Below are 21,385 nucleotides of genomic sequence, written 5' to 3'. Positions count from 1 at the left end.
ATGCATAATATAAAGGCGCTGGGCGCCATCACCCTGTCGCTGGCGCTCGCCGCGTGCGACATGGCCCCAAAATATGTGCGGCCGCAACTGGCGGTCCCGACTGCTTCGCCGCAGGGACCAGCCTACGGTGCCGACAACGGCGCGGCGATCATTCCGGCCGATACGGCGTGGCGCGATTTCTTCACCGATGCGCGGCTGGCGCGGGTGATCGAGACCGCGCTGGCCAACAACCGTGACCTGCGCATTGCCCTCGCCAATGTCGAACAGGCGCGGGCGCAATATCGGGTGCAGCGCGCAGACCTGTTGCCCGGCGTTTCGGCTGGCGGCACCGCAACCTATCAGGACTCGCCCTTTTCGCTGGCGGGATCGGGCCGCACGGATTTGTATCAAGCACAGGTCGGGATTTCCGCCTGGGAAGTCGATCTGTTCGGTCGGGTACGGAATCTGAGCAAAGCGGCGCAGGAGCAATATTTCGCCAGCGTCGAAACGCGCAATGCGGCGCAGACCGCGCTAATCGCGGAGACGGCGACTGCCTGGCTTACCATGGCGGCGGATCAGGAACGGTTGCGCATCGCCCGCGACCTGGAACAGGCATTCGGCAAGACGCTGGAACTCAACCGGGCGCGCTTCGCCAAGGGCATCGCATCCGAACTGGAAGTGCGTCAGGCGCAGACCAGCTATGATGCGGCGCGGTCGACCATTGCCGAAACGACGACCTTGGTCGCGCAGGACCAGAATGCGCTCAATCTGCTGGCCGGAACGACAGTGCCTGCGACCGACCTGCCCGAAGGGTTCCCGACGGCGAGCGCGACGATCGAAAATCTGCCGGCCAATATCGCGTCCGACGTGCTGCTGCGTCGCCCGGACATTGCGTCAGCAGAGCATCAATTGCTGAGCGCCAACGCCAATATTGGCGCGGCGCGGGCGGCCTTCTTTCCCAATATATCGCTGACGGCGGCATTTGGTTCGCTCAGCCTTGGCCTGTCCAATCTGTTCGGGTCGGGTAGCAGCTTCTGGTCGGTAGCGCCGACCGCCTCTTTGCCGATCTTCGACTTCGGGAAGAATAAGGGCAATCTCGCCTATGCCAAGGCGACCTATGACGCGATGCTGGCGACCTATGAGAAGAGCGTCCAGACGGGCTTCCGCGAAGTCGCGGATGCGCTGGCCCGGCGTGGCACGATGGGGGAGCAGCTTGAGGCGCAGACGTCGCAGCGTGATGCGGCGCGGGTCGCCTATACGCTGTCGGAGGCTCGGTTCCGGGCGGGGGTCGATGGCTTCCTGACGACGCTGGATTCGCAGCGGGCCTTGTCCAATGCCGAACAGAGCCTGCTCACTACGCGGCTGACGCGCGCCTCCAACATGGTGGAACTCTACCGCGCCATGGGCGGTGGTTTGAAGTAATAGCGGCCTGTCAGGTCGGGGATCATCGGGCGGGACAGAATAATCTGTCCAACCGGCGGGAATAGCGCCTATGATTAAGGTCATAGTTATTGCGGATATGTAGCAGCGCCCATGACCCCTGACCTCGACGCCATTGTCGGCGATATCATCGCGATGATGGCACAGGCGGATGAGCGTGGTGCCGTCGCATCCTACATCCCCGAACTGGCCAAGGTCGATCCCGCGCAATTCGGTATCGCGATCGCCACCGCCGACGGACGGATGATTTGCGGTGGAGATGCCGACACGGGCTTTTCCATCCAGTCGATTTCCAAGGTCTTCGCGCTGACCCTGGCGCTCGGCAAGGTCGGCGATCAGCTATGGCAACGGGTCGGGCGCGAGCCGTCGGGCAATGCCTTCAATTCGATCACCCAGTTGGAACATGAGCAGGGGATTCCACGCAATCCCTTCATCAATGCGGGGGCGATCGTAGTGACCGACATCAATCTCGGCGGGCATGAGCCGCGCGTGGCGATCGGCGAAATGCTGCGCTTTCTGCATTATGTGAGCGGCGACGACAGTATCGCGATCAACGAAGCCGTGGCTGCGTCCGAAACCGCGACGGGGTTCCGCAACGCGGCGCTCGCCAATTATATGCGCGCCTTCGATAATGTCCGCCATCCGGTCGATCTGGTGCTGGGCAGCTATTTTCATCAATGCGCGATCGAGATGACCTGTCGCCAACTTGCTCTGGCGGGGCGCTTCCTCATGCTGGATGGGCAGCATCCGGGCGGTGGCAGGGTGGTGCCACCCCGCCGGGCGCGGCGGATCAATGCGCTGATGCTGACCTGCGGCCATTATGACGCGTCGGGCGACTTCGCCTTTCGCGTCGGCATTCCCGGCAAGTCAGGCGTGGGCGGTGGCATCATGGCAATCGTGCCCGGCCGCGCCTCGATCGCCGTCTGGTCACCGGGCCTGAACGCCAGCGGCAACAGCCAGATCGGCACGGCGGCGCTGGAGGAATTGGCGCGCCGCACCGGCTGGTCGGTGTTCAGCCCGCCCGTCGCGTCCGATTAAGCAGCCTCTTCGTCCGGACGAAGGCGGCGCAGCTTAGGCGCGGTTTCCATTTGCGCCGCTTCCTTGATCCCCATCCGCAGATCTTCGCGGGTCTGGTGGATCGACGCGATCACTGGCCCCATCGCGACGCCCAGATCGACCAGCGCGGTTTCGGCCAGTTGCAGCGAGCTTTCCAGCGTTTCGGGAACGGCATCGCTTGCGCCTGCGCGATAGAGTTGCGCGGCGTGATCGGTATCGCGGGCGCGCGCGATGATCGGCAGGTCCGGCACCCAGCCGCGCACCCGCTGGGTCACACGCACCGACAGCACAGGATCGTCCATGGTCAGGATCAGCGCACGGGCATGACCCAGCCGCAGTTTGTCGAGCATCTCCACGCGCGACACGTCGCCGAACAATATGGGATAGCCTGCCCGTCGCGCTTCGGCGACAACGTCGGGGTCCGATTCCACGACGATGAAGCGCTGCTTATGGGTCTTGAGCAGATCGCACACCATGCGCCCGACCCGGCCGAAGCCGATGACCACGGCGGCTGCTTCGGCATGATCTTCGGTCGGATCGACGCGATCCTCGCCCAGCGCCATTTCCAGCCGCCGCGCGACATCATGGCCGATCCGCGCCAACAGCGGCGTGATCGTCAGGCCGATCGCGGTCACGATCTGCCAGAAGGCGGCGGTGGAGGGCAGGATCAGTTGCGCCGCCGCCGCGGTCGACAGCACGATCAACGTGGTTTCCGACGGGCTGGACATCAGCACCCCGACCTCCAACGCAGTGCCCTTGCGCGCGCCGGAGAAATAGAGGAGCGCCGAGGTCACCAGCGTCTTGGCGAACACGACGCCAACGACCGCCATCAACAGACTTTGCCAGTTGGCGAGGATGACGCGCAGGTCCAGGCTCATGCCGACGGTGATCAGGAAGACGCCGAGCGCCAGCCCTTTGAACGGCGCGGTCATCACCTCGACCTCGCCATGATAGTCCGTCTCGGCAATCAGCAGGCCCGCGAGCAAGGCGCCCACGATCGGCGAGAGGCCCGCGAGCGAGGTGGCGAGGCTGGAGACGATGACCACCAATAGGCTGGCTGCCAGGAACACTTCGGGGCTTTTGGTGCGCGCCGCCTGACTGAACACATGGGGCAGCAGGAAACGGCCCATCACCAGCATGAAGGCGATGGTGATGCCGCCGCGCAGCAGTGTGTCGCCCATCGCACCCCACGCCCCGTCCGGGCTGGCGGCAACGGACGGCGCCAGCGCACCGAGCATGAAGATGATCGGGACGAGCGCCAGATCCTCGAACAACAGCATAGAAAAGGCGGCCCGCCCGACGGCGCTCTGGGTGCCCACCATCGGCAGCACGACGGCGGTGGACGAAAGCGCAAGTGCGAGGCCGAGGCCGATCGCGCCTGCCGTGGGTTGACCGAGCAGATAAAGACCCGTCGCGATCAGCACGGCGCTCAGGATCAGTTCCGCTGCGCCGACGCCGAATACCTGCGTTCGCATCGTCCATAATCGGCGGAAACTCAGTTCCAGCCCGATCGAGAAGAGCAATAATATGACGCCCAACTCGGCAAAGGGCTCGATCGCCTCCTGATTGGAGATCGTCACATGATAGAGCCAGGGATATTGCCCGACGAGCGCACCAAGGCCGTTCGGCCCCACCGCCAGCCCGACCAGGATGAAGCCGATCACCGGACTGATGCGAAAGCGCGAGAAGCCGGGAATGACCAGGCCCGCCGCGCCGAGAATGACGAGAGAGTCGCTGAAACTGTGAGGATTTATTGCGCCAACCATGCGCGCACCATTGCGCCAAGTCGGCGCAATATCCAGTCTTTTGGTTGAAAAATCGCGATGCGGCGCAGCATTTGCCCTGTCCGCAAATATTGCGCCTAATAGCTTTCGTCACCGCATTGGATTCGTCCGGTGCCGCGATTGTCCACGGTGCAGGCGGGTTTGCCGCCGATGGTCACATCGCCCGACCCCGTCGATACCACCTTTGCGGTCACCTCGACGGTCAGCGTGACGCTGCCCGGCCCGTCATTGGCGACGCTCGCCTGCCGCGCGCGCAGCCCTTCAGCGGCGACCGCCCCAGGTCCATTCACCCGGATGTTGGCCACACCCGTCCGACCGCCAAGCGTCGCCCGACCGCCGCCCGCCAGCGCGACGTCGATCCGGTCGAGCGCGACATCGGCCACGCCGACATCGCCATTGCCGCCCAGCACGATCTGGCCCTGCAATCCCTTCATCCGGTCGACCGTCACCGAACCGCCACCAGTTAGAACGATGCGATCGATCATGCCCGTGGACAGCCGCAAGGTTGCCGCGCCGCCGCTCTTCTCGCCAGATCGTGGCCGCGCCATGGTGACGATCAACAGCCGCCCCGACACATCGACCTTCAACCGGTCGAGCGCGCCCTGGTCGCCCTCCGCCCGCGCGGAAGCGCCGCTGCCGGTCTTGACGACCACGGTCACGGTCACGGGCGCATCCACGCGGATCGCATCGAAACTGGTGATGGTAAAGCCGCGCGTCGCGGCCTGAGCAGGCAGGGCCAACGAGAATAGGCCAAGCAGCAGGGGCATCAGCAAAAGGGGGCGTGGCAAAATCATCTCCCGGATCATGGTCTATCGGCAAGGAACACAGGTCGTTAGCGGTTCCCACCCCCTTGTTCGTCTCACCAGATAGGGCAAGATAGCGCCTGGTTCATAGAGGAGCATCCCGTCATGCGCGCGCTTTTTTCCGCTCTCCCGCTTCTTTCGCTGGCCTTGTCCGCGCCGGTGCTGGCGCAGGGGGATGACGGTGCGGCCTGGTGGGCGCATGTGAAGATATTGGCCGACGATGCGATGGAGGGGCGGGGGACCGGTACGCCGGGCTATGACCGTGCCGCCGACTATGTGATCGGCCAGTTCAAGGCGCTTGGCCTCAAGCCCGCTGGCGTGGATGGGTATAAGCAGCCCGTCGATTTCGTGGAACAGCGGATTCAGTCCGACCGCAGCAGCGCGGCGCTGGTCGGGCCGCAGGGGGAGGCGCCGCTGGCGGTGCCGGGCGATCTCATCTTTTCCGGCGGCGGTGGGCCGGTTCCCGAAAGCATAGACGCGCCGATGGTGTTCGCGGGCTATGGCCTGCATCTGCCGGAAGTTGGCCATGATGATTTTGCCGGACTGGACCTCAAGGGCAAGATGGTGGTCGTCCTGTCGGGCGGGCCGACGACGATTTCGGGTGCGCTCAAATCCCATGCCCGGTCCGAGCGGGCGCAATGGCTTGCGGCGCAGGGCGCGGTCGGCATGATCATGCTGGTCACGCCCAAGCAGGTCGAGATTCCCTGGACGCGGCGAGTAGCGTTGGCCGGTGCGCCGGCGCTTTATTATCGCGATGCGGCGCTGCGCGAGACGCGGACGCCGTTCCTGGGCGCGCAGTTTGATCCCGCCAAGTCCGCTGCCCTGTTTGCCGGGTCGGGACAGGATTTCGCGGCTATCGCTGCCGCCGCCGATGCCTCCGCGCCAGTGGCGTCCTTCCCGCTGGCGGTGCGGTTGAAGGCGCAGGTCGCTGCGACGCGGCGCGACCTGTCGTCGCCCAATCTGGTTGCGGTCCTGCCCGGCAGCGACCCCGTATTGCGCAACGATTATGTCGTCATGTCCGCACATCTCGACGGCTATGGCATCGGCACGCCGATGAAAGGCGACGCCATCTATAATGGCGCGTTCGACAATGCGTCGGGCGTGGCCAGCCTGCTGGAGATCGCCAAGGCGCTCCAGGCGAGCAAGGTGAAGCCCAAACGGTCGATCCTCTTCGCGATCGTCACGGCGGAGGAGAAAGGCCTGCTTGGATCACGCTATTTCGCGCGGCGACCGACCGTGCCGCAGAAGAGCATCGTCGCGAACCTCAATTTCGACATGGCGCTGCCCATCTTCCCGCTGACCAGCGTGACGCCGGTCGGCTATGACCAAAGCTCGCTGGGTGCTGTGGCGCAGGCGGTGAGCGCGGCGATGAACCTGCCGATCACGCCCGATCCTTTCCCCGATCGCAACGTCTTCATCCGCTCCGACCAATATGCCTTCATCCGCGAAGGCATCCCCGCGCTCTTCTTCAAATATGGTTTCAAAGCGGGCACGCCCGAAGCCGAAACGGAAAAAGCCTGGCGTGCGAACCTCTATCATTCGCCGTTCGATGATGTGGACCAGCCGGTGATGCCTGCCGAAACGGCGAAACTGAACGCCTATGTGACGGCGGTAACCTTGCAGGTGGCGAACGCGGCGGAGCGACCGACGTGGAATGAGGACAGCTTCTTCAAGCGGTTTGAGAAATAGGGCGCTGGGGGGATGACCTCCCCCCAGCGATAGACTTTACTTCTGGAAACCGGCGATGATCTTGAGTTCGACTGCGTCGCCGACGACGGGCACGGCATAGCCGAGACCAAAATCGCTGCGCTTGATCGAGCCGGTGGCGACGAAACCGACATTTTCCTGCTTGTTCATGGGGTTAGTGCCCGCGCCGTAAAATTCGGCGTCCAGCGTTACGGGCTTGGTGATGCCCTTGATGGTCAGATTGCCGGTGATGGTAGCGCCGGTGCCTTCGGCCTTCACGCTGGTCGAGACGAATTTGGCGGTCGGAAATTTGGCGACATCGAAGAAGTCGGCCTTGAGCAGATGTTCGTCCAGCTTGGCAACGCCGGTCTTGAGATTGGCGATCGGCACGTCAATGCTGACGGTGGAGGCCGACGGGTTCGCCTTGTCGAGCATCAGCGTGCCAGTCGGTTCGGCGAACACACCGACATTATTGGTGAAGCCCATATGGTCATAGGCGAAGACGATTTGCGTATGGCCGCCATCGACTTTGTAGCTGCCGCCACTGACCTTTGCGACATCCTTGCTTCCCGGCACCTCGGCTGGGGCCTGCGCGATGACGACCGTGCCACCGGCAATGGCGATGAGAGCGGCGGCGGAAATCAGATATTTTTTCATGAGGTAGACTCCAGAAACGATCAAGGGACGCCACCACAATAGGTCGCGCCCCTAACAAGTTCCAGAGCCGTAACGGGAAACGGATCGTTCCCGATAAAACAAGTCTTACCGGCTAACCGGTCACCGATCCAAGAGGGTCAAGCGCCATCATCGTTCAGCGTATGGCGTCCTTGCCCGCTGTGCCGACCGACTCGATGTCGCGCCCGACGCCTTGCACCGTGTTGCAGGCCGAAAGGGCCAGCAGCAATCCGGTCATCATCAGGCAAAATGCGGGGCGCATCATCTCATCACTCCAATTGCGTTGTCGCGATCCTCTATAGCCGAATGGCGACGGCGGGAAGAGCGATTCCGCGCGCTCCATTTCGGCACCCGCTTGACAGGGACAGCCTGCAATGCCAATGGCCGCTTCCTCCTTATAGGGGGCGCGTAGCTCAGTGGTAGAGCACACCCTTCACACGGGTGGGGTCGCAGGTTCAATCCCTGCCGCGCCCACCATGGCTTACCCGCCATGACAGGACAGATTATTTCCCGGCATTGATCTTTTGATACGCAGCTTTAATCCTGCGGTCCTGATCCGGCGCGTGCGCGCGCCGAGCCGAAAGGATGTCGATGCCCCCTTATCTGAAAGCCAGTGCCGCGCTTTGCGCTTTGCTGTTGAGTTCCGCTGTGTCCGTGCAGGCGGAGGAAAAACTGACGCTGGAACGTGTGTTTGCCAGTCCCGACCTCGCTGGACCGCAGCCACGCGCGCTGACATTGTCGCCGGACGGGACGCTTGTGACCCTGCTCAAACCGCGCGCGGATGAGAAGGAGCGGCTCGACCTGTGGGCGATCGACACCGCTACCGGAGCGGAGCGGATGCTGGTCGATTCGAAGAAGACCGGCAGCGGCGCGGCGCTGAGCGAAGCGGAAAAGATGCAGCGCGAGCGGGATCGCAGCGTCGCGGGCAGTAGCGGGATTACCAGCTATGACTGGTCGTCCGATGGCAAGACCATCCTCGTGCCCGTCGATGGTGACCTCTATCTCGCCGCGCTGGATGGACAGGTGACACGGCTGACCGACACGCCCGATGGCGAGTTGAACGGCGTGGTCAGTCCCAAGGGGCGCTTCGTATCCTTCGTACGGGGCGGCAATCTGTTCGTGCAGCCGATCGGTGGCGCGGAACGGCAGATCACGCAGGGCGCAAGCGATACGGTGAGCTGGGGCGTGGCCGAGTTCGTCGCGCAGGAGGAAATGGACCGGCGCACCGGCTATTGGTGGTCGCCGGACGAGGCGATGATCGCGGTCGCGCGGGTCGATGAAGCCCCGGTCGGCATCGTCACCCGCACCGCGATCGGCGGGGAGGGGACCAAAGTCTATCAACAACGCTATCCGGCTGCAGGCACGCCCAACGCGCTGGTCGATCTTTACGTGATGAAGCCGGATGGTTCGGGTCAGGTGAAGGTCGATCTTGGCCCGGATTCGGACATCTATCTGGCGCGGGTCAACTGGTCGAAGGATGGCCGCACCCTCTATGTCCAGCGGGAAAGCCGCGACCAGAAGCGGCTCGATCTGCTGGCGGTTGATCCAGTGACCGGCAAGGGCCGGGTGATCCTTACCGAAACGGCGAAAAGCTGGGTGAACCTCTCCAACAATTTCCGGCCACTCACCGACGGGAGTTTCCTGTGGTGGTCGGAAAAGACAGGCCATGGGCATCTCTACCATGTGCGCGGGAGCAAATGGACGCCGCTCACCAGCGGCAAGTGGGACGTGCGCGACGTGGTGGGCGTGGATGAGAACAAAGCCCTCGTCTATTTCACCGGCAATCGCGAAACGCCGCTGGAACAGCAACTTTATGTCGCACCGCTGACGAAGGCCGGGGCGGCGCGGGCGTTGACGCGCAGCGGCTGGTGGAATGATTCGGTGATGGACGGCAAGGCAAGCCGGATCGTCGTCAGCCGCCAGAATAGCGACCAGCCAAAACAGGTCTATCTGGCCGATAACAGCGGCAAGCAGTTGCAATGGTTGTCGGAAAATGCGCTGACGGGAAGCCATCCTTATGCGCCCTATGTCGCCAGCCATGTGAAGACGACATTCGGCACGGTGAAGGCGGCGGACGGCACGACGCTCTATACCAAGATCATGACCCCGCCGATCGAGCCGGGGAAACGCTATCCGGTGTTCATGATCCATTATGGCGGTCCCGGCGGCGGACGGCAGGTAACCAATAGTTGGAGCGGTGCGCTCAACCAATATCTGGTCGACCGAGGCTGGATCGTCTTTGCGATCGACAATCGCGGGACACCCGATCGCGGCAAGGCGTTCGAAGACCATCTCTATCGCGCGATGGGCACGGTGGAGGTCGAGGATCAGTTGACCGGCGTCGAATGGCTCAAGGCCCAGCCCTTCGTCGATCCACAGCGGATCGCAACATATGGCTGGTCCTATGGCGGCTATATGTCGCTGAAGCTGCTGGAGAAGGCGCCGGGCGTGTTCGCTGCGGCGATCGCTGGCGCGCCGGTGACGAAATGGGAACTGTACGACACCCATTATACCGAACGCTATCTGGGCCAGCCGCAGGACACACCCAGCGCTTATCCCGCGTCGGGCGCAGTCGAGGAGGCCGTGAAGATCGTCGACCCGCTATTGCTGATCCACGGCATGTCCGACGATAATGTCGTCTTCGACAATGCCACCGCGCTGATGGCGAAGATGCAAGTCGCGGCGGTGCCGTTCGAGATGATGGCCTATCCCGGCCAAACCCATCGCGTCGGCGGGCCGGGCATCAGCGTGCATCTATGGCGCACGATCGAGGATTTCCTGGCCCGTCGCGGGATCGCACCCTGACCATGACAGGCGTTTTGCAGGTCGAGGACGTAAAGCGCCTACAGCAAGCCTTCAATGCGCTGCAGGCAGGGCAGGCTGTCACTGTCGAGCGGATGCTGCGGGCGATGGCCGCGCCGGTGCGCAATCATCCTGACGCGCTCTATATCTTTGCGTCTGCACGCCGTGCCCAGGGTGACATGGCAGGCGCGCGAATGGCATTCGAAGCTGCGCTGAAAGGCGGGGCTACCAACCCGCAGCTTTGGAACGCCTATGGCAATCATTTGCATGATATGGGCGACGGGGCTGCAGCCATAGCCGCGCTTCAACGGGCGGTGGCCGTGCAACCCCGTTATGCGGAGGGGTGGATCAACCTCGCAATCGTCGCGACCGACCAGATGCAATTCAGCATCGCCGCAAACGCACTGGACCAGGCTGCACGAATTGCGCCGCAGGATGATCGCATCCTGCACGTGCAAGGGGCGATGGCGCAGGCTCAGGGTCGACCCGAGGCGGCGGCGGCGGCGTATCGCGCCCTACTCGTAAGAAAGCCATCGGATCTTCGCGCATGCTATAATCTCGCAACGGCACTCCGGGCGTCCGACGATCGCGCCAGCGCGCTGGAGGCGATCGAGCGCGCCATCGATGGCGGGTTGGACATCGCGCCAGCGCTTACGCTTCGTGCGCATATCCTCGCGGAAATGGGGCGTTTCGATGATGCGGTAGCGCAATATCAAGCGGCGTTGCGTCGTTATCCCGATCATGTCGATGCCCAGGACACATTGGCCAGGCTATTGCCGCAGATCGGGCGCGAGGCCGAAGCGTTTGACGCTTTCGATTTAGCAATTGAACAGCAGCCACGCCATATCCAACTGCTATTGGCAGGCGTCCGCGTCGCCATGGACATTCGCGATCATGACCGGGCATTGGGGCTGATTGACCGGGCGCAACCTATGCTTGATGATCCTGATCAGCTAAGCGTGGTCCGCATCCGGGCGTTGGGGCTGGCTGGACGGCATGGGGAAGCGATCGACCTGGCCCGAACCCTTGCTGCTGCCGATCCCGCCCGCGCCGGTTTGCAAGCCAATCTCGCCCAACTGCTCTTGGCGCAGGGTGACCCCGACGAGGCGCTCAGTCATGCGCTGCTTGCCACCCGACATGCGCCATTGGACCAGACGGGGTGGGCACTGTTGACAGTCATATGGCGCCTGCTTGAAGATGAACGCGAGCATTGGCTGGCGGGCTATGACCATTATGTTCGTGACCTTGACATTGGCACGCCGGATGGCTGGAGCAACCAATCGGCCTTTCTTGTAGACCTGCGCGAATCGCTTGAACGCTTGCATGTGACCACCGCCCACCCGGCCGACCAGACATTGCGCGGCGGCACGCAGACCCGCGGTGATCTGTTTGATCGACGCAGATGTCCCGTGATCATGGCGCTCAAGCGACAGTTACACCGTTGCACGCAATCTGCGCTGGCGGACTTGCCCAATCAACCGGGTCATCCGTTGCTGGATCGACGGACCGGCGACATTCAATTTTCCGGCTCATGGTCGGTGCGTCTGCGCGAAAATGGTCGGCATGTGCCCCATATCCATCCTCAAGGCTGGATCAGTTCAGCCTTTTACGTGGCGCTACCCAATGATGTTCCAGCGGAAGATCGGTCGGGTGAAGGCACCATTTTGTTTGGCGTGCCCGATGATGCCCTCAACCTGACCGCGCTACCGCCTCGACGGGTGATACAGCCGCAAGCCGGTCGGCTGGTACTGTTTCCCTCTTATCTATGGCACGGCACTGCACCCTTTTCGGGATCGCAATCACGGCTCACTATCGCCTTCGATGCGCTGCCAGCCTAACATCAGTTATCGCCAGGCGTGGAAGATCGCCCGGCGGTAACGGTCCTTGCGGCGCAGCGGCATGGCCCATTTGCGCCAGCCCTGATTGTCGAGCGCTTCGGGCAACACCTGAAAACGACTATAGCCGAAGCGGCGACACATTTCCTGCAAGGCCAGAATGTTGGGCGCCCAGAAATTGGTGGGGTCGCCATCCAGCTCCAGTTCGGTGAACAGGCGCATCGCGGGCACCGGTTCGTGGCGCAGCGCCGTCACCGTTTCGATCACGAGATGATCGCGGCTCATCGCGGCGGCGGCTTCGAGGGTGCGATAGGGGGCGGGTACATGGTAGAGGACGCCCAGCAGCAGCACCATGTCGAACTGGCCGAGTTCGTCCGCCTTATGGTCGGCCACGTCGAGGTCGAGTGAGCGCACTTTGGATGCGAACTGGGCATGGGCATGATCGAAGCCGCGCTTGTCGCCCCACCCCTGGCCCGACCAGCAGAAATGGTCGGTTGCCACGACTTCCGCCGCGCCGCGCTGCTCCGCCTGAAACGAGAAGAAACCATCCCAGGCACCGATGTCGAGCACGCGCTTGCCCGCCAGCGGCGCGATGAAGATCTGGTCGGCTTCTTCCTGCAGCGAGGCCAGCGGCTTGATGCCATCGGCGCGGGTGCCGTCGGGAAAGGCGAAGCTGTGAAACCAGCGGTCGGGCAGGGGGGGCAGCAGCGCTGACTGCATCGATTACAATCCGTTTTTCAAGGAGGATGAAGGGCGGCACAGAGGTACGACGCACTGGATATTGCGCCCGCTATCGAGTGGACAAGCCCTTCTTTCTGGACAAAAGGCCCAGTATCGCTATGGCGCGCACTCCGCAAGATTTGCTTTGGAGTGGAGAGTTTAGTCATGGGTTACAGGGTCGTCGTCGTAGGAGCCACCGGGAATGTGGGCCGCGAAATGCTGACCATTCTCGCCGAGCGCGAGTTCCCGATTGACGAGATCGCGGCCGTCGCTTCCTCGCGTTCGCAGGGGCTGACCGTTGATTTCGGCGATAGTGGCAAGACCATCAAATGCCAGAGCATCGAACATTTCGACTTCACCGGCTGGGACATCGCCCTGTTCGCGGTGGGCAGCGGCCCGACGGCACAATATGCGCCCAAGGCAGCGGCGGCCGGTTGCGTCGTGATCGACAATAGCTCGCTCTATCGCATGGACCCGGACGTTCCCTTGATCGTGCCGGAAGTGAACCCCGATGCGATCGATGGCTATAAGAAGAAGAACATCATCGCCAACCCCAACTGCTCGACCGCACAGATGGTCGTGGCGTTGAAGCCGCTGCATGACGCCGCCAAGATCAAGCGCGTCGTCGTCGCGACTTACCAGTCGGTGTCGGGCGCTGGCAAGGCGGGCATGGACGAACTGTTCGAGCAGAGCCGCAACATCTTCGTCGGCGATCCGGCCGAGCCCAAGAAGTTCACCAAGCAGATCGCCTTCAACGTGATTCCGCATATTGACGTCTTCCTGGACGATGGTTCGACCAAGGAAGAATGGAAGATGGTCGCGGAAACGAAGAAGATCCTCGATCCCAAGATCAAGCTGACCGCAACTTGCGTGCGCGTTCCCGTGTTCGTCGGCCATAGCGAAGCGATCAACATCGAGTTCGAGAATGAAATCTCGGCCAAGGAAGCACAGGACATATTGCGTGAAGCGCCCGGTATCATGCTGGTCGATAAGCGCGAAGATGGTGGCTATATCACGCCGGTCGAATGCGTCGGCGATTTCGCGACCTTCATCAGCCGCGTGCGCGAGGATTCGACCGTCGAAAATGGTATCAACTTGTGGTGCGTCAGCGACAATCTGCGCAAGGGCGCGGCGCTGAACGCGGTGCAGATCGCTGAATTGCTGGGCCGTCGCCACCTTAAGAAGGGCTGATAGCTCCACCTTGCCGCTATGCTATCATGGTGATAGCATAGCGGCATGGGCCAAGTTCTTATCCGCAACCTCGATGAACAAGTCATCGCTGCCTATCGTGAACTGGCGGTACGCAATCAGCGTTCGTTGGAAGCTGAGTTGCGCGATGCGTTGACGCGCGGTCGGCCGATGACCGGTGATCGCCTGAACAGCATGTTGACCCGTCTTGAAGATATACGCGCGATGACGCCCCGGAATGTACGGCAGACACCGCCTGAGGAACTTCTGCGAGAAGATCACGCCGACTGATGCTCATCGTTGACACGAGCGTTGCTGCCCGTTGGGTCATTGGCAGCGATGATCCTATTCTGTCGAATGAAGTCAGTATTGCTCTTACTCTTTTGCCGCGTCGACTGGTTGCGCCCGACTTGCTGATGGCCGAGTTCGCCAACGTCATGTGGAAGAAGGTGCGAGCGCAGGAAATCGGTTCCGCTCAGGCCAGGGAGGCGGCGGCAGTGCTGCCCGACATCGTCGAACTGATCCCGACAGCGGGCCTAGCCGATCGCGCCATGGACATAAGCCTGCAACTGGACCATCCGGCCTATGATTGCTTTTTCCTGGCCGCGGCACAAATGCTGGAAACCATCGTCATTTCGGCCGACAGAAAGCTGGTTCGCCGTTGCGCTGATACGGCATTTTCGGGCCTGATTGCGGGCCTGACGGATCGTCCGTCCTGGCAGGCGTAGCGAGGCCTGGTCTTGATCGCACTCTTGCGCCGCGCCGACTGACGCCATATCGGCAACCCGCCCCAGCCAAAGGACCATGCCATGACCGACCTCCCCATCGAACGCCATGATGTAAAGGGTTTCGACGGCCTGCCGATCGCGGTTCATGTCGTGGGCGAAGGACGAGATCTGGTGTTGATCCACGGCTATTTCTCCAATGCCTACACCAATTGGATTCGCTATGGCCATGCCGCCAAGCTGGTGGCGGCTGGTTTCCGCCTCATCATGCCGGACCTGCGCGGGCATGGCGAAAGCGGCAAGCCACATGATCCCGCCGCCTATCCGGCCGATGCGCTGACCGATGACGGTCTGGCGCTGATCGAACAGATGGGGCTGACCGATTATGATCTGGGCGGTTATTCGCTGGGTGCGCGGACCACGGTGCGGATGCTCGCGCGCGGTGCGACGCCGCGTCGGGTGATTTTGGCGGGTATGGGGTTGCGCGGTCTGGTGCAATCGCTCGACAATGGCGGCTATTATCAGAATGTGCTGACCAACCTCGGCACGTTCGAACGCGGCACGTCGCAATGGATGACCGAAGCCTTCCTCAAGACGACCAAGGGCGATCCAGTCGCGCTGCTCCATATCCTCAACACATTCGTCGATACGCCGGAGACCACTATCGCCGGGATCATGCAACCGACCAAGGTCATTTGCGGGGCAGACGACCAGGATAATGGCGTGGCGCAGGAACTGGCCGATATTCTGCCCTATGGCAGCTATGCCGAGATTCCCGGCAACCATATGAATGCCGTCACCCGTAAGGAGATGGGACAGACGATGGTCGATTTTCTCACCGCTTGACGGGATCGCACCGTCAGGCCACTTTCCCCTCATACGCCTATGAGGGGACTCCCATGAAAATCGCCGTCTCGATCGCCGCGCTTGCGGCCGCTCTTTTGATATCGCCCGCCATGGCGCAGCAGGCTCCCGCGCCCACGGAGGCCGAGGCCGACGCCTTCCTCGCCAAGGTGGAAAAGGCGATGTTCGACCATTCGCTCATTTCCAGCCGGGCCGCCTGGATCAATTCCACCTATATCAGCGACGACAGTGACGCCGTCGCCGCCTATTTCGGTGCGATCGGCACCACCATGACGGTCGATTACGCGCTGGAAGCGGCCAAATATGCGACCGCACCTGGCCTGTCGGTGGAAACCAAGCGGCGGCTCGACCTGCTGCGCACCGCACTCACTTTGCCTGCCCCGACGACGCCTGGCGCAGCCCAACAGTTGAACGACCTCTCGACCCGGCTTCAATCCACCTATGGCAAAGGCAAGGGCACGCTGAACGGTCAGCCGATCAACGGCAGCGACATCGAAGAAAAAATGGGTTCCAGCCGCAATCCGCAGGAACTCAAGGAAATGTGGTTGAGCTGGCATGATAATGTCGGCGCGCCGATGCGCGGCGATTATGCCAAGCTGGTCGATATCGCCAATGCGGGCGCGAAGGAATTGGGCTTTGCCGACACCGGCGCGATGTGGCGGTCGAAATATGACATGCCTGCCGACGATTTCGCCAAGCTGACCGACAAGATTTGGGCGGAGGTGAAGCCCCTCTATGACGAACTGCATTGCTACACCCGCACCAAGCTGAACGAGACATATGGTGCGGAGGTGCAGCCCACGACAGGCCCGATCCGCGCCGACCTGCTCGGCAATATGTGGGCGCAGGAATGGGGCAATATCTATGATGTGGTGGCGCCCGAAGGCGCTGGCGACCTCGGCTTCGATGTCGGTGACCTGCTCAAGGCGAAGGGCTTTGTCGAAACCCGGCCCGATCAGGTGGACAGTCCCGACACCCCGGAAAAGCAGCGGCGCGGCTATTGGGAAAAGCAGATGTTCAAGATCGGCGAGGGCTTCTATTCCTCGCTTGGGCTGGAGCCGCTGCCTGCGACCTTCTGGGACCGCACCCAGTTCATCAAGCCGCTCGACCGCGAAGTCGTGTGCCATGCGTCGGCTTGGGATCTGGACAATAAAGACGATCTGCGCGTCAAAATGTGTACCAAGATCAACAGCGACGATTTCGTGACCATCCATCACGAACTCGGCCATAATTATTATCAGCGCGCCTATAACAAGAATCCCTATCTCTATCTGGACGGGGCCAATGATGGCTTCCATGAAGCGATCGGCGATTTCGTCGCATTGTCGATCACGCCCGATTATCTGGTGAAGATCGGCCTTCTTGATGCCGCCAAGATGCCCGGCGCGGACAAGGATCTGGGGCTGCTGCTGCGGCAGGCGATGGACAAGGTCGCGTTCCTGCCCTTTGGCCTGCTGATCGACAAATGGCGCTGGGGTGTGTTCGACGGGTCGATCCCGCAGGACCAGATGCAGAAGGGATGGACCGACCTGCGGTTACAATATCAAGGCATCATCCCGCCTGCGCCGCGCGATGAGACGAAGTTCGATGCGGGTGGCAAATATCATATCCCCGGCAACACGCCCTATACGCGTTATTTCCTCGCCAGAATCCTGCAATTCCAATTCTACGAAGCAGCGTGCAAGCAAGCGGGCTGGAAAGGGCCGCTGCATCGCTGTTCCTTCTATGGTAACAAAGATGTCGGGGCGAAGTTGAACGCCATGCTGGAAATGGGAGCGTCCAAACCCTGGCCCGATGCACTGCAAACTTTTACCGGTACACGCACCATTTCCGGCAAGTCCATGACCGCCTATTTCGCGCCATTGCAAAAATGGTTGATCCAACAGAATGAAGGCAAGTCTTGCGGCTGGTAAAAGCAGTCGAAACTTCTTAGGGGCTGGTCTTCATGGACCCGGTTATCATTGTCATTGCTTTGCTCATTTTCACCAGTGTCATTATGGCACTGGCGATGGGGGTGGCGTGGTTGCACTTTGGGCGGCAACGTCATGTGCGCAGCTGGGCGCTATCCTATGTGGCGGCAACGGGACAGTGGCTGGCCAATGCGGGTGGCGCTGCCCTTGGCAGCGGCAGTTTGATGGCCCTGACGTCCTGCCTGATCGTGGTGAGCGGATCCTTGATGCTCGTGGGCGTCCGGCAACGATCGGGGAAGCCGGTCCCTTGGCGCGCGCTGATCCTCTGTGGTGCCGTCGTGGCCACAGGCGGCAGCTATGTGGCGTTAATCGGTGACCGGTCGCTCCAGGGCATCGTCGTGCCATCTTATGTCGGCCTGTTAATGCTGTGTTCGGCGATCGCACTTTGGCCCCGCAACCGACGTTTCAGCGCGCCGGAGATGGCCTTTTTCAGCATGAGCCTCATCCTCGCGCTGTTCGAAGCCGGGCTGGTTGCCAGTGCTGCAACGGATTTGGGTCGGGCGCCCGGTGAGGGGATGGCCCTGTATCGCGCTTTGCTTGGGCTGGGGTTGCCGTCCATCTATGTCGGTCTGGGCGTCGCGGCTGTCATGGTGGTGGCGGGCGACCTTGCGCATCAATTGCGCCGGCAGATGCGTCATGACCCGCTGACCAATGTGTTGAACCGGCGCGGACTGGACGAATCCGCAAGCCGCGCGATCGCCCATGCGCACCGGCACCAGCGGCCCTTGGCGCTGGTGGTTTGCGACCTGGACGGGTTCAAAGCGTTGAACGATGGGCACGGGCATATCGCCGGAGATGCAGCATTGTGCGGTTTCGCGCAGTTGCTGACCAATGCGGTGCGTCGCGGGGACATCGTGGCGCGTCTGGGTGGCGACGAATTCGGCCTGCTGCTAGTCGAGACCGACGCCGCGGCGGCGGCCGATGTCATGGAGCGTGTGCGCGCGGAAATTGGCTGCCTTGTCGTTCCAAACGCACCCGAAGCCGCGCTGCGAGCCAGTTTTGGGGTGGCCGAGTTGCTCGCGTCCGACCAAAGCCTGGAGGATATGGTCGCGCGCGCCGATACGGCGCTGTATGATGCCAAGAAGGAAGGCAAGAACCGCGTCGCCATTTGGCGCGCGGCTGCCTGATCGTCGGTCCCCTGATCAGCGAAACGGCGGCTCGTTGAAGGCGCGCAGCTTGCGGCTGTGCAGCTTCGCTCCCTCCTTACGCAGCAATTCGCAGGTCATCAGCCCGACGCGCAAATGGCCCGCAATCGCTTCTTCATAGAAGCGGTTGGCCTGTCCCGGCAGCTTGAGTTCGCCGTGGATCGGCTTGTCGGACACGCAGAGCAGCGTGCCGTAAGGGACGCGGAAGCGATAGCCCTGCGCTGCGATCGTCGCCGATTCCATGTCGATCCCCACGGCCCGCGACAGGCTGAATCGCAGCGCCGAACTGGAATAGCGTAGTTCCCAATTCCGATCGTCGGTAGTGACCACAGTGCCGGTGCGCAGGCGACGGCGGAAATCTTCCTTGTCGCCGCCGCCCAACACCGCTTCGGCCGCGCTCGCCATCGCGACCTGCACTTCGGCGATGGCCGGAACCGGGATTTCCGGCGGCAGCATCGCGTCCAGCACCTTGTCGTCGCGCAGATAGGCATGGGCCAGCACATAGTCGCCGATCCGCTGGCTGGGACGCAGACCACCGCAATGGCCGATCATCAGCCAGGCTTCGGGGCGAACCACCGCGAGGTGGTCGCAGATCGTCTTGGCATTGGCCGGGCCGACGCCGATATTGACGAGGGTGATGCCGCTGCGATCCGGCGCGATCAGGTGATAAGCGGGCATCTGATGCCGACGCCAGGCGCTGTCGGCGATCATCCGAGCGGGATCGGCGGTTTCGGACGTGACATAGACGCCGCCCGCCCCCGACAGGGCGGTAAAGCGGCTGCCTTCGCGCTTTAGCTCGGCACAGGCCCAAGCCACGAATTCATCGACATAGCGATGATAGTTGGTGAACAATATGTAGCGCTGCACATCCTCCGCGGGCGTGCCGGTATAATGTTTGAGCCGCGCCAGCGAGAAATCGGTGCGCAACCCGTCGAACAGCGCCAAGGGCCGGTCGCCATCGGAATTGGGAATAAACAGCCCATCGGCAATCTCGTCGCCAATCTCGGCCAGTTCGGTCGCCGGAAAATGCCGCGCGAGTTCGGTCGGCGGCGTGCCATCGAGCGCGCTGATGTCCAGCCCGTCCAGCACATAGGGGAAGGGGATTTGCTGGGTGCTGAGGCCCGTCTCCACTTCGACGCCATAATCGCGGACCAGCAGGTCGATCTGTTCGGCCAGATAGTCGGCGAACATCGCCGGGCGGGTGATGGTGGTCACATAGCGGCCGGGCTTCGACAGGCGCGCGAACGATCGGCCGGGCGGCGGCATGTCGCTTTCGCCATGATAGATGATCCGCAGTTCGGGATAGCAGAAAAGCCGTTCGCTGCGCGCGGTGACGGCAGGCACACTGCCGTCGCGGGCGTAGGCGCGCATGGCCTCACGTAGATTTTCGATGGATGTCTGATAGATGTGGTCGAGTTGCGCGACCGTCGCCTTGCCGATGCTCTGTGTCATCGCCCCCTGTTACCGCCTTTGCGTGACGGAAGGAAGACGCTTGCTGCAACAAAGGCGCGCTGGATGTCCAGCGCGCCTTCGCAACGATCAGAGCTGGCCCAGCATATGGTCGGCCGACGAAACCTTATAGTCGCCCGGTTCCTCGACATTCAGTTCAGCAACGACCCCGTCCTTGACGATCATCGAAAAACGCTGGCCGCGCGTGCCGAGGCCGAACTTGCTGCCGTCCATCGTCAGGCCCACCGCCTTGGCGAAATCGCCATTGCCATCGGCCAGCATCGTTACCTTGTCATCGGCACCGGCAGACTTGCCCCACGCACCCATGACGAACACGTCGTTGACGGCGGTGCAGGCGATTTCATCCACGCCCTTGGCCTTGAGCGCATCGGCCTTTTCAACGAAACCAGGCAAATGCTTGGCCGAACAGGTCGGGGTGAAGGCACCCGGCACCGAGAAGATGGCGACGGTGCGGCCCGCAAAATACTCGTCCGAAGCCACGGCTTCGGGGCCGTTCTGGGTCATCTTGGTGAAGGTCGTGCTGGGCAGGCGTTCGCCTGTGGCAATGGTCATGGTCATATCTCCTGGCCTTGTGTCGGGCGGGAGGTCGGGCTTGCCGGTCCGACTGTCAAGGGGAGGGGCGTTATGCAAGCCGTCCTTGGCAATGCTGTGCGTGCGGCTATAGTCAAACCTATGGACCAGTCGCGCTTCTATGGTGGGCATTTCCTGCTCGCGCTTCCCGGCATGGACGACATGCGCTTCGATCATTCGGTGATCGCGCTGTGCGTGCATGACGAACATGGCGCGCTGGGCATCGCCGTGGGTGAGGAAATGGAGGAGGTGCGGCTGCGCGATCTGCTCGAAAGTTTCGATATTGACGGTAGCGGCGTGCCGGATAGGCCCGTGCTGCGCGGCGGCCCGGTCGAGCCGCGCCGAGGCTTCGTGCTGCATTCGCTCGACTGGGCGGGGCAGGACATGGTGCAGGTCGATGATCGCTGGGGCCTGTCGGGTTCGCTCGATATCTTGAAGGCGATCGGCGAGGGGCGGGGGCCAAGTCGCTATCTCGTGGCGCTGGGCTATGCCGGGTGGGGTGCTGGCCAGCTGGAACAGGAGATGACCGGTGAAAGCTGGTTCCTGGCGCCAGGCGACAAGGATCTGCTGTTCGAAACGCCTGCGCGCCGCAAATGGTCGGCTATTTTCGCGGCGATGGGCATCGATTCGTCGCATCTGGTGAGCGGTGCTGGGTCCGCCTGAGCGCCATAGG

Annotated in this window: 19 protein-coding genes and 1 tRNA gene; 13 read left to right on the top strand and 7 right to left on the bottom strand. The window is 62.2% G+C overall.

Features of this window, described 5'->3' with window-relative positions; translation table 11 throughout:
* Together ACZ2HM_RS05160 and ACZ2HM_RS05155 are read left to right on the top strand one after the other, a co-directional pair.
* Entirely contained in the window at window positions 1-1,401 is a 1,401-nt protein-coding gene (locus ACZ2HM_RS05160) for an efflux transporter outer membrane subunit (protein WP_037476514.1), read from the top strand.
* A 111-nt stretch (window positions 1,402-1,512) separates the two neighbouring features.
* Window positions 1,513-2,457, top strand: coding sequence for a glutaminase (locus ACZ2HM_RS05155; protein ID WP_037476515.1), 945 nt, complete (start codon window positions 1,513-1,515; stop codon window positions 2,455-2,457).
* On the opposite strand, the gene ACZ2HM_RS05150 is transcribed toward ACZ2HM_RS05155, so the two are convergent.
* Both ACZ2HM_RS05150 and ACZ2HM_RS05145 read right to left on the bottom strand, forming a co-directional pair.
* Window positions 2,454-4,241, bottom strand: a complete 1,788-nt coding sequence (locus tag ACZ2HM_RS05150; RefSeq protein ID WP_037476516.1) for a cation:proton antiporter domain-containing protein — start codon at window positions 4,239-4,241, stop codon at window positions 2,454-2,456. The genes ACZ2HM_RS05155 and ACZ2HM_RS05150 overlap by 4 nt on opposite strands.
* Window positions 4,242-4,336: 95 nt before the next feature.
* A complete protein-coding gene (locus tag ACZ2HM_RS05145; protein ID WP_470426409.1) occupies window positions 4,337-5,053 on the bottom strand; it encodes a GIN domain-containing protein in 717 nt (238 codons plus the stop codon).
* Between the two features lie 114 nt (window positions 5,054-5,167).
* Here ACZ2HM_RS05145 and ACZ2HM_RS05140 point away from each other — a divergent pair, with 114 nt between their 5' ends.
* Window positions 5,168-6,751 carry a M28 family metallopeptidase gene (locus ACZ2HM_RS05140; protein ID WP_470426408.1) on the top strand — a complete coding sequence of 528 codons (1,584 nt, stop codon included), beginning with the start codon at window positions 5,168-5,170 and terminating at the stop codon, window positions 6,749-6,751.
* 36 nt (window positions 6,752-6,787) lie between these two features.
* Here the strand turns inward: ACZ2HM_RS05140 and ACZ2HM_RS05135 are convergent, their stop codons facing one another.
* Together ACZ2HM_RS05135 and ACZ2HM_RS05130 are read right to left on the bottom strand one after the other, a co-directional pair.
* Window positions 6,788-7,405, bottom strand: coding sequence for a YceI family protein (locus tag ACZ2HM_RS05135; RefSeq protein WP_037476519.1), 618 nt, complete (start codon window positions 7,403-7,405; stop codon window positions 6,788-6,790).
* Window positions 7,406-7,559: 154 nt separating this feature from the next.
* On the bottom strand, window positions 7,560-7,688 hold the full coding sequence (locus tag ACZ2HM_RS05130; RefSeq protein ID WP_443019471.1) for an entericidin A/B family lipoprotein: 129 nt from the start codon (window positions 7,686-7,688) through the stop codon (window positions 7,560-7,562).
* A 137-nt stretch (window positions 7,689-7,825) separates the two neighbouring features.
* On the opposite strand from ACZ2HM_RS05130, the gene ACZ2HM_RS05125 reads away from it, so the two are divergent.
* The 3 genes from ACZ2HM_RS05125 to ACZ2HM_RS05115 all read left to right on the top strand — a co-directional run bounded on the left by ACZ2HM_RS05125 (window position 7,826) and on the right by ACZ2HM_RS05115 (window position 12,063).
* A tRNA-Val gene (locus tag ACZ2HM_RS05125) sits at window positions 7,826-7,900 on the top strand.
* 114 nt (window positions 7,901-8,014) lie between these two features.
* A complete protein-coding gene (locus ACZ2HM_RS05120) occupies window positions 8,015-10,228 on the top strand; it encodes an alpha/beta fold hydrolase (RefSeq protein WP_470426800.1) in 2,214 nt (737 codons plus the stop codon).
* Between the two features lie 2 nt (window positions 10,229-10,230).
* Window positions 10,231-12,063, top strand: coding sequence for a putative 2OG-Fe(II) oxygenase (locus tag ACZ2HM_RS05115; protein WP_470426407.1), 1,833 nt, complete (start codon window positions 10,231-10,233; stop codon window positions 12,061-12,063).
* Window positions 12,064-12,069: 6 nt separating this feature from the next.
* On the opposite strand, the gene ACZ2HM_RS05110 is transcribed toward ACZ2HM_RS05115, so the two are convergent.
* Window positions 12,070-12,780 (bottom strand): class I SAM-dependent methyltransferase, encoded by a 711-nt coding sequence (locus ACZ2HM_RS05110; protein ID WP_470426406.1) that lies wholly within the window; start codon window positions 12,778-12,780, stop codon window positions 12,070-12,072.
* A 165-nt stretch (window positions 12,781-12,945) separates the two neighbouring features.
* On the opposite strand from ACZ2HM_RS05110, the gene ACZ2HM_RS05105 reads away from it, so the two are divergent.
* The 6 genes from ACZ2HM_RS05105 to ACZ2HM_RS05080 all read left to right on the top strand — a co-directional run bounded on the left by ACZ2HM_RS05105 (window position 12,946) and on the right by ACZ2HM_RS05080 (window position 18,654).
* Complete coding sequence (locus ACZ2HM_RS05105) at window positions 12,946-13,971, top strand: aspartate-semialdehyde dehydrogenase (RefSeq protein WP_069066669.1); 1,026 nt, start codon at window positions 12,946-12,948, stop codon at window positions 13,969-13,971.
* Window positions 13,972-14,016: 45 nt separating this feature from the next.
* Window positions 14,017-14,259, top strand: coding sequence for a FitA-like ribbon-helix-helix domain-containing protein (locus ACZ2HM_RS05100; RefSeq protein ID WP_037476523.1), 243 nt, complete (start codon window positions 14,017-14,019; stop codon window positions 14,257-14,259).
* Window positions 14,259-14,696 carry a type II toxin-antitoxin system VapC family toxin gene (locus ACZ2HM_RS05095; RefSeq protein WP_037476524.1) on the top strand — a complete coding sequence of 146 codons (438 nt, stop codon included), beginning with the start codon at window positions 14,259-14,261 and terminating at the stop codon, window positions 14,694-14,696. The genes ACZ2HM_RS05100 and ACZ2HM_RS05095 overlap by 1 nt, the downstream gene beginning before the upstream one ends.
* A gap of 81 nt (window positions 14,697-14,777) precedes the next feature.
* The gene (locus ACZ2HM_RS05090) at window positions 14,778-15,539 is read left to right on the top strand and encodes an alpha/beta fold hydrolase (RefSeq protein ID WP_037476525.1); all 762 of its coding nucleotides are present in this window, start codon (window positions 14,778-14,780) and stop codon (window positions 15,537-15,539) included.
* A gap of 53 nt (window positions 15,540-15,592) precedes the next feature.
* Window positions 15,593-17,470 (top strand): M2 family metallopeptidase, encoded by a 1,878-nt coding sequence (locus ACZ2HM_RS05085; RefSeq protein WP_470426405.1) that lies wholly within the window; start codon window positions 15,593-15,595, stop codon window positions 17,468-17,470.
* Window positions 17,471-17,502: 32 nt separating this feature from the next.
* Window positions 17,503-18,654, top strand: a complete 1,152-nt coding sequence (locus tag ACZ2HM_RS05080; protein WP_037476527.1) for a GGDEF domain-containing protein — start codon at window positions 17,503-17,505, stop codon at window positions 18,652-18,654.
* Window positions 18,655-18,669: 15 nt separating this feature from the next.
* Here the strand turns inward: ACZ2HM_RS05080 and ACZ2HM_RS05075 are convergent, their stop codons facing one another.
* Window positions 18,670-20,124, bottom strand: coding sequence for an AMP nucleosidase (locus ACZ2HM_RS05075; protein ID WP_037476528.1), 1,455 nt, complete (start codon window positions 20,122-20,124; stop codon window positions 18,670-18,672).
* Window positions 20,125-20,211: 87 nt separating this feature from the next.
* Entirely contained in the window at window positions 20,212-20,694 is a 483-nt protein-coding gene (locus tag ACZ2HM_RS05070; RefSeq protein WP_037476529.1) for a peroxiredoxin, read from the bottom strand.
* A gap of 120 nt (window positions 20,695-20,814) precedes the next feature.
* On the opposite strand from ACZ2HM_RS05070, the gene ACZ2HM_RS05065 reads away from it, so the two are divergent.
* Complete coding sequence (locus ACZ2HM_RS05065) at window positions 20,815-21,375, top strand: YqgE/AlgH family protein (RefSeq protein ID WP_037476530.1); 561 nt, start codon at window positions 20,815-20,817, stop codon at window positions 21,373-21,375.
* Window positions 21,376-21,385: the final 10 nt, after the last annotated feature.

This window comes from Sphingobium sp. KKT206 (assembly GCF_055640555.1).
The sequence above is the reverse complement of the archived record's forward strand: the minus strand, read 5'-3'. Positions and strand labels throughout refer to the sequence as shown.

Excerpts from the sequence above, each read along its gene's own strand:
- ACZ2HM_RS05110 (WP_470426406.1), bottom strand. The coding sequence starts at position 12,780 with ATGCAGTCAGCGCTGCTGCCCCCCCTGCCCGACCGCTGGTTTCACAGC.
- ACZ2HM_RS05105 (WP_069066669.1), top strand. The coding sequence starts at position 12,946 with ATGGGTTACAGGGTCGTCGTCGTAGGAGCCACCGGGAATGTGGGCCGC.
- ACZ2HM_RS05100 (WP_037476523.1), top strand. The coding sequence starts at position 14,017 with ATGGGCCAAGTTCTTATCCGCAACCTCGATGAACAAGTCATCGCTGCC.
- ACZ2HM_RS05120 (WP_470426800.1), top strand. The coding sequence starts at position 8,015 with ATGCCCCCTTATCTGAAAGCCAGTGCCGCGCTTTGCGCTTTGCTGTTG.
- ACZ2HM_RS05155 (WP_037476515.1), top strand. The coding sequence starts at position 1,513 with ATGACCCCTGACCTCGACGCCATTGTCGGCGATATCATCGCGATGATG.
- ACZ2HM_RS05115 (WP_470426407.1), top strand. The coding sequence starts at position 10,231 with ATGACAGGCGTTTTGCAGGTCGAGGACGTAAAGCGCCTACAGCAAGCC.
- ACZ2HM_RS05070 (WP_037476529.1), bottom strand. The coding sequence starts at position 20,694 with ATGACCATTGCCACAGGCGAACGCCTGCCCAGCACGACCTTCACCAAG.
- ACZ2HM_RS05145 (WP_470426409.1), bottom strand. The coding sequence starts at position 5,053 with ATGATTTTGCCACGCCCCCTTTTGCTGATGCCCCTGCTGCTTGGCCTA.
- ACZ2HM_RS05135 (WP_037476519.1), bottom strand. The coding sequence starts at position 7,405 with ATGAAAAAATATCTGATTTCCGCCGCCGCTCTCATCGCCATTGCCGGT.
- ACZ2HM_RS05085 (WP_470426405.1), top strand. The coding sequence starts at position 15,593 with ATGAAAATCGCCGTCTCGATCGCCGCGCTTGCGGCCGCTCTTTTGATA.
- ACZ2HM_RS05065 (WP_037476530.1), top strand. The coding sequence starts at position 20,815 with ATGGACCAGTCGCGCTTCTATGGTGGGCATTTCCTGCTCGCGCTTCCC.
- ACZ2HM_RS05160 (WP_037476514.1), top strand. The coding sequence starts at position 1 with ATGCATAATATAAAGGCGCTGGGCGCCATCACCCTGTCGCTGGCGCTC.
- ACZ2HM_RS05075 (WP_037476528.1), bottom strand. The coding sequence starts at position 20,124 with ATGACACAGAGCATCGGCAAGGCGACGGTCGCGCAACTCGACCACATC.
- ACZ2HM_RS05095 (WP_037476524.1), top strand. The coding sequence starts at position 14,259 with ATGCTCATCGTTGACACGAGCGTTGCTGCCCGTTGGGTCATTGGCAGC.
- ACZ2HM_RS05140 (WP_470426408.1), top strand. The coding sequence starts at position 5,168 with ATGCGCGCGCTTTTTTCCGCTCTCCCGCTTCTTTCGCTGGCCTTGTCC.
- ACZ2HM_RS05130 (WP_443019471.1), bottom strand. The coding sequence starts at position 7,688 with ATGATGCGCCCCGCATTTTGCCTGATGATGACCGGATTGCTGCTGGCC.
- ACZ2HM_RS05080 (WP_037476527.1), top strand. The coding sequence starts at position 17,503 with ATGGACCCGGTTATCATTGTCATTGCTTTGCTCATTTTCACCAGTGTC.
- ACZ2HM_RS05090 (WP_037476525.1), top strand. The coding sequence starts at position 14,778 with ATGACCGACCTCCCCATCGAACGCCATGATGTAAAGGGTTTCGACGGC.
- ACZ2HM_RS05150 (WP_037476516.1), bottom strand. The coding sequence starts at position 4,241 with ATGGTTGGCGCAATAAATCCTCACAGTTTCAGCGACTCTCTCGTCATT.